The sequence below is a fragment of the Telluria sp. ZB4P37 genome (assembly GCF_059685855.1).
The window spans coordinates 347,899-360,108 of sequence record NZ_JCASID010000002.1 but is presented as its reverse complement, the minus strand read 5'-3'; the positions used below and the strand labels follow the sequence as shown (position 1 = coordinate 360,108).

The window sequence follows — 12,210 nt, the reverse complement described above, 5'->3', positions numbered from 1 at the left end:
ATGAATCTATTTTTTGAAGAATCGGGCGACTTCAAGGTCGGCACCGTACTGTCGCAGGCCGGCGAGGCCTACCACGTGGAGCTGGCCAGCGGCAAGCGCACCAAGGTCAAGGCCAAGGACGTGCTGATCCAGTTCGAGAAACCCGATCCGGAAACGCTGCTCGCCAATGCCAAGGGCATCGCCGCCGAAGTCGACCTCGACTTCCTGTGGGAGGTGGCGGGCCAGGAAGAATTCGGCATTCCCGAGCTCGGCCTTGAATACTTCGGCCATGCGCCGCTGCCCGCGGAAGCGGCCGGCCTGGTGCTGGCGCTGCACGCCGCCCCGGTGTACTTCCATAAAAAGGGCCGCGGGCGCTACAAGGCCGCGCCGGAACAGACGCTCAAGGCCGCGCTGGCCGGCATCGAAAAGAAGAAGCAGCAGGCCATCGTGCAGGCCGGCTATGTCGAAGAGCTCAAGGCCGGCACACTGCCGGCCTCGATGCAGCCGATCGTGCAGCAGCTGCTGTTCAAGCCGGACAAGAACACCATCGAATACAAGGCGCTGGAGGCCGCGGCCAACGAGCTGCACACCACGGCGCCGCGCCTGATGCTGGCAACCAAGGGCCTGGCCTCGCCCAAGGAACTGCACATGGCGCGCTTCCTGTTCGAGCACTTCCCGCGCGGCGCCGGCTTCGCGCCCGTGAACGTGCCGGCGGCGCCGCTTGAGCTGCCGCTGGCCGATGTCGCCGCCTTCTCGATCGACGACGTGACCACGACCGAGATCGACGATGCCTTCTCGGTGGTGAAGCTGGACGATGGATTGGTACGCGTGGGTATCCACATCGCCGCCCCTGGCCTGGCGATTCGCCCGGACGATGCGATCGACAAGATCGCGCGCGCGCGCATGTCGACCGTGTACATGCCCGGCGACAAAATCACCATGCTGCCGGACGACGTGGTGGACGCCTTCACCCTGGCCGAAGGCAAGGATTGCCCGGCGCTGTCGCTGTATGCGGTGATTGATCCGGAAGACTGGAGCGTGGTCTCGACCACGACCCGCGCCGAGCGCGTGCCGATCAAGAGCAACCTGCGCCACAACGACCTGGACGCGCTGGTCAATGAAGACACCCTGGCCAGCGGCGAGGGCGAATACCCGCACAAGATTGAGCTCGGCCTGCTGTGGAAGTGGGCGCTGCAGCTGGAAGCGGGCCGCATGAAGAAGCGCGAAGCCTTCGGCCTCAAGCCGGAACAGGCCAACCGCGTCGACTTCAACTTCTACGTGGAAGACGACGTGGTCTCGATCGTGCGCCGCAAGCGCGGCGCGCCGCTCGACAAGATCGTCGCCGAGCTGATGATCTTCGCGAACAGCACCTGGGGCAAGCTGCTGCACGACTCGGGCGTGCCGGGCATTTACCGCTCGCAGGGACCCGGCGCCGGCGGCTGGGGCGCCAAAATCCAGGTGCGCATGGTCACGCACGCCGCACCGCACCAGGGCCTGGGCGTGGACCAGTACGCATGGAGCACTTCGCCGCTGCGCCGCTACACCGACCTGGTGAACCAGTGGCAGATCATCGCCTGCGCCGAACATGGCGTGACCGCGCCTCTGGTGGCGCCGTTCAAGCCGCGCGACGCGACCCTGTTCTCGATCGTCTCCGCGTTCGACGCGGCCTATGCGGCCTACAACGACTTCCAGCAGAATATGGAACGCTACTGGTGCCTGCGCTGGCTGGGCCAGGCCGGCGCAAAGCACGTCGACGCCGTGGTGCTGAAGGACGAGATCGTGCGCCTGGTAGACGTGCCGCTGGTGGTGCGCCTGGCCGGCATGAACTCGGTGGCGCGCGGCGCCCAAGTGAAACTCGACATCGTGCGCTGGGATGAGATCGACCTGGTGCTCGAGGCGCGCCTGCTGGAAGTGGCGGCTGCGGCGCCGGATGAGTCGATCGGCCTGGAGGAAGAGGAAGAGGGCGATACGGGGGAGGCCGCGGTGGAGGAGGTGGTCGAGGCTGAGGGGATTGTCGCGGTTGTGACCACGGAAGATGGTAGTCAGGTTCCCACTGACGCGGGAACGAGCGAGTAAGGTCAAATCGGGGGAGCAATGCCGGTGACATTGTTCCCGCCTTCGCGGGAACGACGTAGTTAAGAGGCTGGCCACAAGTGTTGTTATCACCATCACACTAAAAACCGTCGTTCCCGCGCAGGCGGGAACCCAAGTTCGCTCCGCGGTCACAAGCGCTACAACGCCCCTCCACATTCCCCCCACGCCACCCGTTGCGGGTTAGAATGTTCAGTCCCTGATCCAACAGCCCTCCCGGGCGAGTGCAGCGCGTGAAGTATTTGCAGAACAACCGACCCTTGACGATTGCCCTTGGCGTGTCCGTGCTCCTGCACGCGGCGCTGCTGGCGGTGCGTTTTGCCGCGCCGGATGCGTTCCGGCAGCAGCCGGCCGATCCGGGCCTGGAAGTCATCCTGGTCAACGCCAAGCATGCCAACGCGCCAGCCAAGGCCGACGCCCTGGCCCAGGCCAACCTCGATGGCGGCGGCACGGCCGACGCGGGCCGCGCCCGCTCCCCGCTGCCGGACCTGCGCAAGATCGAGAACGGCGAAAGCATCAAGGCCCTGCAGCGCCGCATCGCCGACCTCGAACTGCAGCAGCGGAACGTCCTGACCCGCGTGCAGCGCACCCGGTTTACCGCCGCGCCGAAAACGGAACAGGACAAGCCCGACCCCACCCGTACCGGGGCCGATGCCTTCGATACCAGCCGCGCCATCTCGCGCGCGGCGGCCGAAGTCATCGAGCGCATCGAAGACCAGAACAAGCGTCCCAAGCGCACCCAGATCACGCCGAGCACGCGCCAGGTCGGCTACGCCATCTATTACAAGGAAATGCAGAAGCGGATCGAGGAAATCGGCACGCTCAACTTCCCGCAGCAGGGCGGGCGCAAGCTATACGGCGAGCTAGTGGTCTACATCCCGATCTTCCAGGATGGCTCCATCTATATGAGGGACGGCGGCCCGCGCATCGAGCAGGGCTCGGGCAACCCGGCGCTGGACAAGGCGGCGCTGCAGATCGTGCGCCGCGCCGCGCCTTTCGGCGGCTTCCCGGCAAATATGCGCACCCAGGGCAAGGACGATTTGTGGGAAGTGATCACGCGCTTCCGCTTCACGCGCGAGGACAAGATGCAGGCCGAATTGCGCGGGGGCGCGCAGTGACCGACAAATACTGTGTCATTGGCCACCCCATCGCGCACAGCAAGTCACCCGACATCCACGCCGCCTTCGCGCGCCAGACCGGCCACGACCTGCGCTACGAGCGCTGCCTCGCGCCGCTCGACGGCTTCGCGTCCACCGTGCAGCGCCTGGTGGACGAGGGCTACAAAGGTGCCAACGTCACGGTGCCATTCAAGATCGAAGCCGCACGCCTGGCCACCCGCCTGGAAGAGCGTGCGCGCGCGGCCGGCGCCGTCAATACCCTGGTGTTTGAGAACGGCGAGATCATCGGCGACAACACCGATGGACCGGGCCTGGTCGCCGACATCACCCGCAATGCGGGCGTGCCGATCAAGGACAAGCGCGTGCTGCTGCTGGGCGCGGGCGGCGCCGCGCGCGGCGTGCTGCTGCCGTTTCTACAAGAAGGGCCGCGCGAGATCGTCATCGCCAACCGCACCCTGGCCACGGCCGAAGCGCTGGCCCGCGACTTTGGCGGCTACGGCATTCCGGTCAGCGCCACCGGCTTCGAGAGCATCGACGGCAGCTTCGACATCGCCGTCAACGCCACCTCTGCCAGCCTGTCTTCAAGCCTGCCGCCCATCCCCGCTTCGGTTTTTTGCCCATCCACGCTGGCTTTGGATATGATGTACGGAAATAAACCGACCGTGTACATGGCCTTCGCGGCAAGCCTTGGCGCCGCCACCCGCGACGGCATGGGCATGCTGGTCGAGCAGGCGGCCGAAGCCTTCGCCTTGTGGCGCGGCGTGCGGCCCGACACGACGGACGTCCTGAACCAGATGCGACCATAACAATAATGAGCAAAACACGTAAGTCTGCCGGGCCACGAATGGCGGCCCCGCGCCGCTGGGTCAAGTGGATCTTCCTTGGCCCGCTCCTGCTGGTCTTCCTGGTCCAGCTTTACTTCTTCCTCATGGTCTGCTGGTATGCCTATGTCGATCCGGGTTCGACCAGCTTCATGCGCCAGCAGTTGTCGGAACTGCGCGAGAAGAATCCTGATGCCCAGCTCAAGCACCAGTGGGTGCCCTACGAGCGCATTTCGACCAACATGAAACGGGCCGTGGTGGCCTCGGAAGATTCGGGCTTCGCCGCGCACGGCGGCGTGGACTGGGAAGCGCTGGAAAAAGCCTATGAACGCAATAACCGCCGCAGCAAGGTGGTGGGCGGCGGTTCCACCATCACGCAGCAGCTGGCCAAGAACCTCTTCCTGTCCGGCTCGCGCAGCTACCTGCGCAAGGGCCAGGAAATGATCATCGCCTTCATGCTGGAGACCGTGATGAGCAAGCGCCGCATCCTCGAGGTCTACCTCAACGTGGTGGAGTACGGCCGCGGCGTGTTCGGCGCCGAAGCTGCGGCGCGCCATTACTTCCGCACCTCGGCGGCCAACCTGTCGCCGTCCCAGGCCGCGCGGCTGGCGGTGATGCTGCCGAACCCGCGCTACTACGACAAGCACCGCTCTACCTCCTACCTGATGCGCCGCACCGCGCTGATCCAGCGCCGGATGCGCTTCGCAGATCTGCCTTGATACGCCGGCTCGGGATGAAAATGTCGTGACGGGGTGGCCGCGGCCAGGGCTGTCGGTTACACTTGCGGAAATTTCGAATCCCGGCCGAGAAAAAGCGCATGATCAACGTATTTGTCCTCCAGAATGGCCGACTCAACCAGGTAGGCGTCGACACGCGCGAAGACCTGGAAAACGTGGTCCCGGTCTGGGTCGACCTGACCGATCCGACCGAGGAAGAGCGCACCCTGGTCAAGGCGACCTATGGCGTGACGCTGCCGGGCGAGGACGAAGTCCAGGACATCGAGGCATCGGCCCGCTACTACGAAGCCGAGAACGGCGACCTGCACCTGCGCACCGACTTCCTGCTGGAAGAAGAAGACGGCCCCTCGCGCGTGGTCACCGTCGCCTTCATCCTGTCCGGGAAAATCCTGTTTTCGGTCCACAACGACGACCTGCCGGTGTTCCGCCTGGTGCGCCTGCGCGCGCGCTCGCGTCCCGGCTCGATCGAAGACTACATGGATGTGCTGCTCGACCTGTACGCCACCGACGCCGAGTATTCGGCGGACGCGCTGGAAGGCATCTACGAAGCGCTGGAAGAAGTCTCGACCCGCGTGCTGCAGAAGGATTTCACCGACCAGGACGCAGCCGCCGCGCTGAACTCGATCGCGCACGAGGAAGACTTGAACGGCCGTATCCGCCGCAACATGATGGACACGCGCCGCGCAGTCAGCTTCCTGATGCGCGGCCGATTGCTCAATGCCGACCAGTTCGAGGAAGCGCGCCAGATTTTGCGCGACATCGAATCGCTGGACGGCCACACGTCCTTCCTGTTCGACAAGGTGAACTTCCTGATGGATGCGACCGTCGGTTTCATCAACATTAACCAGAACAAGATTATCAAGATGTTCTCGGTGGCCTCGGTGGCCTTCCTGCCGCCGACCCTGATCGCCAGCGTCTACGGCATGAACTTCGAGATTCTCCCGGAGTTGAAGTGGAGCTTCGGCTATCCTCTGGCAGTGGTGTTGATGATTACTAGCGGTGTCGCACCCCTGTGGTATTTCCGCCGGCGGGGCTGGTTGCGCTGATTGAAATAATATTTCAAAAGAAAACGGGCGATGAAATTTAATTTCATCGCCCGTTTTGCGTCGATGGGACGGCGTAACCGCCCCGCCAAACTTAACCGATGCGCTTGAACACCCGGCGCGCCGCTTCGATCGTCTCGTCGATCACCGCATCATCATGCTGCGCCGAGACGAAGCCCGCCTCGAACATCGCCGGCGCAAAATACACGCCCTCATCGAGCATGCCGTGGAAGAAGCGGTTGAAGCGCTCCTTGTCGCCGGCCATCATCTGGCCATAGGTCGACGGCACGTTGTGCGAGAAGTAGAAGCCGAACATGCCACCCACCGCATCGCCGCAGAACGGAATGCCGGCTTCCTTCGCCGCTTCGGTCAGCCCTTTTACCAGGCGCTCGGCCGCTGCACCGAGGCGATCGTAGAAGCCGGGCTCCTGCACCAGTTTCAGGGTGGTCATGCCGGCGGCGACTGCCACCGGGTTGCCCGACAGGGTGCCGGCCTGGTAGACGGGGCCAAGGGGCGCCATCTTCTGCATCAGTTCCGCGCGGCCGCCAAAGGCCGCCACCGGCAGGCCGCCGCCGATCACCTTGCCCAGCGCGGTCAGGTCCGGGTTGATGCCGTACATTTCCTGCGCGCCGCCGAGACCCACGCGGAAACCGCACATGACTTCGTCGAAGATCAGCACGGCGCCGTGTTCGGTGCACAGTTCGCGCATGCGCTGCAAAAATTCCGGCGTGGCGCGGATCAGGTTCATGTTGCCGGCGACCGGCTCGACGATCACGCAGGCGATGGTGTCGCCCATCGACTCGAACGCGTCCTCTAACTGCGGCACGTTGTTGTAGTCGAGGACAAGGGTGTGCTTGACGAAGTCTTCCGGCACGCCGGCGGAAGTCGGGTTGCCGAAGGTGAGCAGGCCGCTGCCGGCTTTCACCAGGAGCGAATCGGCATGGCCGTGGTAGCAGCCTTCGAACTTGACGATCTTGTCGCGCCCGGTGGCGCCGCGCGCCAGGCGCAGCGCGCTCATGGTCGCTTCGGTGCCCGACGAGACCAGGCGCACCTGCTCGATCGACGGCACCAGCTTGCAGATCTCTTCGGCGATTTCGATCTCGCCTTCGGTCGGGGCGCCGAAGGACAGGCCATTGGCCGCCGCATCCTGCACCGCCTTGATCACTTTCGGGTGGGCGTGGCCGACGATGGCCGGACCCCAGGAGCCGATGTAGTCGATGTAGCGCTTGCCGTCCGCGTCCCAGAAATACGGGCCTTCGGCGCGGGTGATGAAGCGCGGGGTGCCGCCCACCGAGCGGAAGGCGCGCACCGGCGAGTTGACGCCGCCCGGAGTCGTTTGCTGGGCGCGGGCGAACAAAAGGTCGTTCTTCGAGGTGTTGTGGTCAGTGGTCATTGGTGCGTGCAAGGCCGTGCTGGCCCCGGTAGTATTTGTTGGGGATGAACTTGCCCATGCCGAAGCGCTGGGCGTGTTCGAGCGTGCCGGTCGTGTATTCCTGGGCGGCGAACATGGCCTGTTTCGCATCCATGCCGCGCGCCATCAGGGCCGTGAACGCGGCCGAATAGGTATTGCCGGCGCCGATGAAGGGCCCCGGCAGGTGCTTCCATTCCACGCGCGCGACTTCGCCGTCGGCGTCGAACAGGGTATTGGAACAGGCTCCGCACTCGTCGCGGGTACCGGTGACCAGCACGTACTGGCAGCCGGCCGTGGTCAGTTCGGCAACGTCTTCGAGCAGCGAGCCTTCACCGCCGTCGCGCCAGGTCTCGGCCATGCGGCCCAGTTCCGACTGCGACAGGATCAGCACCGTGGTCTGCGGCGCCAGGATCGAGCGGATCGCCGACAGCATCTCTTCGTCGGCCAGGCCCGAGTCGGGCAGGGCGGTGAGGAAGGGATCGAGGATCAGGGGCGCGTCCGGATAGTCCGAGACGATCTCGGCGATCGCCGCCAGCTGCAGCACGGTGGCGACGGCGCCGACCTTGAAGGCCGCGACCGGCATGTCTTCGAGCAGGACCCGGGCCTGGTCGGCCATCCAGTCGCTGTCGACTTCATGCAGGTTCTCGACCTTGGCGCTGTCGGCGACCAGGATGCCGGCGACCACCGACAATCCATGGCATCCGTGCACGGCAAAGGCAGCCAGGTCGGACTGGACACCGAGTGCGCCGACCGGGTCGGACACGCCGAAAGTCATGATGAGGGGTAGCGGTTGGCTTTGCACGACGGCTTGGATTAAGATGCTCACTTCCCCATTTTACTAGACGGAACGTCGAATAACCTACTGCGCGTTGCACTGCCGGCCTGCGATGCTCGCTGTACTAGCGTACAGCTGCGCTTCTTAGCCGCCATTGCTGCCGCTCGCTACGGTTCTTCGACGTTCCTGCGGCTTCATTTAATTTATCTACATACAAGGAATCACCGTGAGTACAGAAACAACCGTCGCTTTCCAGACCTGGATGTGCCTGATCTGTGGCTGGGTCTACGACGAAGCTGCCGGCGCGCCGGAAGACGGCATTGCGCCGGGCACCCGCTGGGCCGATGTGCCGATGAACTGGACCTGTCCGGAGTGCGGGGCGCGCAAGGACGACTTCGAGATGACCGCTATTTAAAGGCGGCGGCAGCGTGTCATTTTACCTAGTTGACACGCTGCAACACTTCACGCACAAGGGATAATGCCTGTGCTATCGTGGCGCTTCATGCTGAAGTGAAACGAAAATGACGACATCGCCGCAACCGACCGGCCTGACCATCATGGTGATCGACGACAGCAGCACGATCCGCCGCTCCGCCGAGATCTTCCTGACCCAGGCAGGCTACGAGGTCGTGCTGGCGATTGATGGTTTCGATGCGCTCGCCAAGATCAACGACCACCATCCCGCGCTGGTGTTTTGCGACATCCTGATGCCGCGCCTGGATGGGTACCAGACCTGCGCCCTGATCAAGAAGAGCGCGCGCTTCCATGCGACACCGGTGCTGATGCTGTCGTCCAAGGATGGCCTGTTCGACCGCGCGCGCGGCGCGATGGTCGGCGCTTCCGCCTACCTCACCAAACCCTTTTCCAAAGACAGCCTGCTGGCTGCCGTGCGCGAACACACGGCCGCCAGGGCCTGAACCTTACCGAAATTCCGGAGCCCCACGTGGCCATACACAAGATCCTGATCGTCGACGATTCCCCGACCGAGCGCTTTTACCTGACCGATGTCCTGGTCAAGCATGGCTATACCGTCACCACCGCCGTCAACGGCGAGGAAGCCATCGACAAGATCCGCGCCGAGCGTCCGCAGCTGATCCTGATGGACGTCGTCATGCCCGGCGCGAACGGCTTCCAGGTGACACGCTCGATCGGGCGCGACCCGGAGCTGGCCGCGATTCCGGTCATCATCTGTAGCAGCAAGAACCAGGAAACCGACCGTATCTGGGGCATGCGCCAGGGCGCGAAAGACTACCTGGTCAAGCCGGTCAATCCGGCGCTGCTGCTGGCCAGTATCGCGGCGCTCGACGAGCAGGCTGCCGTGGCCGTGGCCGCAGCCCCGGCCGCCGCCGCGGCATGACCGCGGGCGAGGCCCGGCCCGACGCCGACGACGCGCGCAGCATCCGCCTGCGCGCCTACCAGGAACAGCTCCTCGAGCGCATGCAGGCCGCGAAAAGCGGCACCGGTGCGCCGATCCAGCAGCTGGGGATGCAGATCGGCGCCACCCGCTATCTGCTCCACCTGCTCGAAGCAGGCGAAATCGTCGCGCCCGTGCCTTTGGTGCGCGTGCCATTGACCGCGCCCTGGTACCTGGGCCTGGCCAACGTGCGCGGCACCCTGGTGGGCGTGATCGACCTGGTGCGCTACCTTGGCGCCGAAGGGCAGGCCAGTGCGGCGCCTGGCGCGCGCCTGGTGACCTTCGCGCCTTCGCTGGGTTTCAACTGCGCCCTGCTGGTCGACCGCATGTACGGCCTGCGCCAGGCCGGCAGCATGCAGCGCGAGGGCGAGGCCCTGCGCGACGCCGACAACATCCTCTGGACGCCGCTCTCGCTGGCGGCGCTGGTGCGGGAAGAACGCTTCCTGCACGTGGCACAACAACCAGGCCATCAATAAGCTGCACCCAGGAGCCGGTATGGGATTTGCCTCGAAACTCAGCATGAACGCCTTTTCGAAAGCCAGCGCGGACGACGATACCGCCCTGGTCTCGCCCGACACCCAGTTCGGACCTGGCCTGCTGCCGCAGCAGCCCTCGAACGACGTCCCGTCCCAGGGGCAGGGCGCCGTGTACGGCTCGGCCGATGCGGCCGCGCGGCGCCTGGGCAACACGCGCCCGCGCAAACCCCTGTCCGTTGCCGCCGACGAGGGCGAAGACCTGCGCCTGCCGCTGATCGGCCACCTGTCGCTGGCCAGCCAGCTGCGCCTGGTGCTGGCGGCGTTTGCCGCCGGCATCCTGCTGACCGTGCTGGCGATGTGGCAGAACGCCGCCCACTCCGGCGTGGTGTCGACCCAGGGCCAGATCGCGGCCGACGCCCTGATGCATTCGCAGCGGGTGGCCAAGTCGGCGCCGAACGCGCTGCGCGGAGACATCAACGCCTTCAGCCAGCTCGATAACAGCCGCGCCGAACTGGGACGCCTGCTGGCGCTGCTGGCGCGCGGCGGCAAGGCCGGTCCGACTGCGATCCCGCCGGCACCGAGCGAGCTTGCGCCCATGCTGGCCAAGGCGCGCGCGGCCTGGTCGGCCTCGAATGCCGCCGCCACCACCATTGCCGGCAACAAGCGCCACCTGGTCGGTTTCGGCGCCAGCGTAGCCGGGCTCGACCTGCTCGCCCCCGAGCTGCGCAGCCTGGCCGACCGCCTGCGTGGCTCAAGCATCCGCCAGGACGCCGCACTCGAGCGCATGGTAGCGATTTCGGAACGCCTGCCGGCATCGGCCCATGCCTTTACCGCGCCCGGCGCCGCGCACCGCGAGGCCGCCAACACCATCAAGCGCGACAGCGCCGAACTGGGCGCGCTGCTGGATGCCATGGTCGGCCTCAATCCCGCCCTGGGCCTGGCGCCGGTCGCCGACGTCGACCTGCGCGAGCGGCTGACTGCCGCGCGCACCTCTTTCCGCGGCTGGCAGCAGGGCATGTCGCCGCTGGCGACCAACCTGCACAACTTCGAGGCCGCCCGCGTGGCGGAGCAGGTCATCGCGCGCGACAACGAAGGCCTGCGCTCGACGCTCGAGCGGGTGCAGGCGGAATGCCGCCGGCTGCTGGGCACCCGCAGCAGCTGGTTCTGGCTGCTGGTGGGGGCCTCGGTCTTCACGCTGGCGATGGGCGGCAGCATCAGCCGCGTAATGCTGCAGGACTCGCGCAACCGCACCCGCGGTGCCGAGGCACGCCGGCGCGAAGCCGAAGCCATGCGCCAGCTCGCCCAGGCCAAGGAAGAAGAAGCCAAGGCCACCAACGACCAGAACCAGGCGGCGATCCTGCGCCTGATGAACGAATTGCAGGAAGTCGCGGACGGCGACCTGACCGTGCATGCCACGGTGTCGGAAGACATCACCGGGGCGATCGCCGACTCGGTCAACTACACGGTGGAAGAATTGCGCGAGCTGGTGCTGCGCGTGATCCGCACCACCGAGCAGGTCACGCGCGCATCGAACGGTGCGCAGACCGTTTCGACCGAGCTGCTGGGCGCCGCCGAAGCCCAGTCGCGCGAGATCCAGGAAGCATCGAGCACGGTGCTGCGTATGGCCACCCAGATCGCCGACGTGTCGCGCTCGGCGACCGAATCGGCCGAGGTGGCGCGCCAGTCGGTGGATGCGGCCGAGCAGGGCGCGCTCGCGGTGCAGAATGCGATCCTCGGCATGAACGAGATCCGCGAGCAGATCCAGGAAACCTCCAAGCGCATCAAGCGCCTGGGCGAATCCTCGCAGGAAATCGGCGAGATCACCGACCTGATCTCGGACATTACCGAGCAGACCAATGTGCTGGCGCTGAACGCCGCGATCCAGGCCGCATCGGCCGGCGAGGCCGGGCGCGGCTTCTCGGTGGTGGCCGAAGAAGTGCAGCGCCTGGCGGAACGCTCGGGCGAGGCGGCCAAGGGCATCGGCGCGCTGGTGCGCACCATCCAGGCCGACACCCACGATGCGGTGGCGGCCATGGAAAAGTCGACCCAGGGCGTGGTCGAAGGCGCGCGCCTGTCGGATGCGGCCGGCGCTGCGCTGCTCGATATCTCGCGCGTGTCGAACCGGCTGGCGGAGCTGATCGAGGCGATTTCGAGCGCCGCGCAGCAGCAGGCGACGTCCGCCAACGGTGTGGCCCATAATATGCAGCACATCCTGTCGGTCACCGAGCACACCCAGGGCGGCACGCGCCAGACGGCGCAGTCGATCCGTGAGCTGGCGCTGCTGGCGCAGGAGCTGAAAGATTCGGTGTCGCGCTTCCGCGTGGCCGCCTAGACAACCTGCTGAG

The 12,210-nt window shown here is 65.7% G+C and carries 12 protein-coding genes; 10 read left to right on the top strand and 2 right to left on the bottom strand.

Going from position 1 to position 12,210, the window contains the following annotated elements; genetic code table 11:
- The 5 genes from AC56K1_RS05955 to corA all read left to right on the top strand — a co-directional run bounded on the left by AC56K1_RS05955 (position 1) and on the right by corA (position 5,792).
- Complete coding sequence (locus AC56K1_RS05955) at positions 1 to 2,055, top strand: ribonuclease catalytic domain-containing protein (RefSeq protein WP_497156922.1); 2,055 nt, start codon at positions 1 to 3, stop codon at positions 2,053 to 2,055.
- A 248-nt stretch (positions 2,056 to 2,303) separates the two neighbouring features.
- Positions 2,304 to 3,188, top strand: a complete 885-nt coding sequence (locus tag AC56K1_RS05950; protein ID WP_497156921.1) for a TonB C-terminal domain-containing protein — start codon at positions 2,304 to 2,306, stop codon at positions 3,186 to 3,188.
- Complete coding sequence (gene aroE, locus AC56K1_RS05945; RefSeq protein ID WP_497156920.1) at positions 3,185 to 3,994, top strand: shikimate dehydrogenase; 810 nt, start codon at positions 3,185 to 3,187, stop codon at positions 3,992 to 3,994. Before AC56K1_RS05950 ends, aroE begins: the two co-directional genes overlap by 4 nt.
- A 5-nt stretch (positions 3,995 to 3,999) precedes the next feature.
- Entirely contained in the window at positions 4,000 to 4,728 is a 729-nt protein-coding gene (mtgA, locus tag AC56K1_RS05940) for a monofunctional biosynthetic peptidoglycan transglycosylase (RefSeq protein WP_497156919.1), read from the top strand.
- A gap of 98 nt (positions 4,729 to 4,826) precedes the next feature.
- Positions 4,827 to 5,792, top strand: a complete 966-nt coding sequence (gene corA, locus AC56K1_RS05935; RefSeq protein ID WP_497156918.1) for a magnesium/cobalt transporter CorA — start codon at positions 4,827 to 4,829, stop codon at positions 5,790 to 5,792.
- 91 nt (positions 5,793 to 5,883) lie between these two features.
- Here corA and hemL read toward each other — a convergent pair whose 3' ends face one another.
- On the bottom strand, positions 5,884 to 7,182 hold the full coding sequence (hemL, locus tag AC56K1_RS05930) for a glutamate-1-semialdehyde 2,1-aminomutase (protein WP_497156917.1): 1,299 nt from the start codon (positions 7,180 to 7,182) through the stop codon (positions 5,884 to 5,886).
- Positions 7,172 to 8,002: a bifunctional hydroxymethylpyrimidine kinase/phosphomethylpyrimidine kinase gene (thiD, locus tag AC56K1_RS05925; protein WP_497156916.1), complete on the bottom strand. Its 831-nt coding sequence runs from the start codon at positions 8,000 to 8,002 to the stop codon at positions 7,172 to 7,174. Before thiD ends, hemL begins: the two co-directional genes overlap by 11 nt.
- Positions 8,003 to 8,237: 235 nt before the next feature.
- On the opposite strand from thiD, the gene AC56K1_RS05920 reads away from it, so the two are divergent.
- The 5 genes from AC56K1_RS05920 (at position 8,238) to AC56K1_RS05900 (ending at position 12,197) form a co-directional block, all read left to right on the top strand.
- The gene (locus AC56K1_RS05920) at positions 8,238 to 8,390 is read left to right on the top strand and encodes a rubredoxin (protein WP_036170087.1); all 153 of its coding nucleotides are present in this window, start codon (positions 8,238 to 8,240) and stop codon (positions 8,388 to 8,390) included.
- Positions 8,391 to 8,496: 106 nt separating this feature from the next.
- On the top strand, positions 8,497 to 8,892 hold the full coding sequence (locus tag AC56K1_RS05915) for a response regulator (RefSeq protein ID WP_497156915.1): 396 nt from the start codon (positions 8,497 to 8,499) through the stop codon (positions 8,890 to 8,892).
- 26 nt (positions 8,893 to 8,918) lie between these two features.
- Positions 8,919 to 9,332 (top strand): response regulator, encoded by a 414-nt coding sequence (locus tag AC56K1_RS05910; protein WP_497156914.1) that lies wholly within the window; start codon positions 8,919 to 8,921, stop codon positions 9,330 to 9,332.
- On the top strand, positions 9,329 to 9,865 hold the full coding sequence (locus AC56K1_RS05905) for a chemotaxis protein CheW (RefSeq protein WP_497156913.1): 537 nt from the start codon (positions 9,329 to 9,331) through the stop codon (positions 9,863 to 9,865). The genes AC56K1_RS05910 and AC56K1_RS05905 overlap by 4 nt, the downstream gene beginning before the upstream one ends.
- Positions 9,866 to 9,884: 19 nt before the next feature.
- Positions 9,885 to 12,197 (top strand): methyl-accepting chemotaxis protein, encoded by a 2,313-nt coding sequence (locus AC56K1_RS05900; protein ID WP_497156912.1) that lies wholly within the window; start codon positions 9,885 to 9,887, stop codon positions 12,195 to 12,197.
- The last annotated feature ends 13 nt before the right edge of the window (positions 12,198 to 12,210 follow it).

Coding starts and splice junctions, on each gene's coding strand:
- AC56K1_RS05955 (WP_497156922.1), top strand. CDS start 1: ATGAATCTATTTTTTGAAGAATCGGGCGACTTCAAGGTCGGCACCGTA.
- mtgA (WP_497156919.1), top strand. CDS start 4,000: ATGAGCAAAACACGTAAGTCTGCCGGGCCACGAATGGCGGCCCCGCGC.
- corA (WP_497156918.1), top strand. CDS start 4,827: ATGATCAACGTATTTGTCCTCCAGAATGGCCGACTCAACCAGGTAGGC.
- hemL (WP_497156917.1), bottom strand. CDS start 7,182: ATGACCACTGACCACAACACCTCGAAGAACGACCTTTTGTTCGCCCGC.
- AC56K1_RS05920 (WP_036170087.1), top strand. CDS start 8,238: ATGTGCCTGATCTGTGGCTGGGTCTACGACGAAGCTGCCGGCGCGCCG.
- AC56K1_RS05915 (WP_497156915.1), top strand. CDS start 8,497: ATGACGACATCGCCGCAACCGACCGGCCTGACCATCATGGTGATCGAC.
- AC56K1_RS05905 (WP_497156913.1), top strand. CDS start 9,329: ATGACCGCGGGCGAGGCCCGGCCCGACGCCGACGACGCGCGCAGCATC.
- AC56K1_RS05900 (WP_497156912.1), top strand. CDS start 9,885: ATGGGATTTGCCTCGAAACTCAGCATGAACGCCTTTTCGAAAGCCAGC.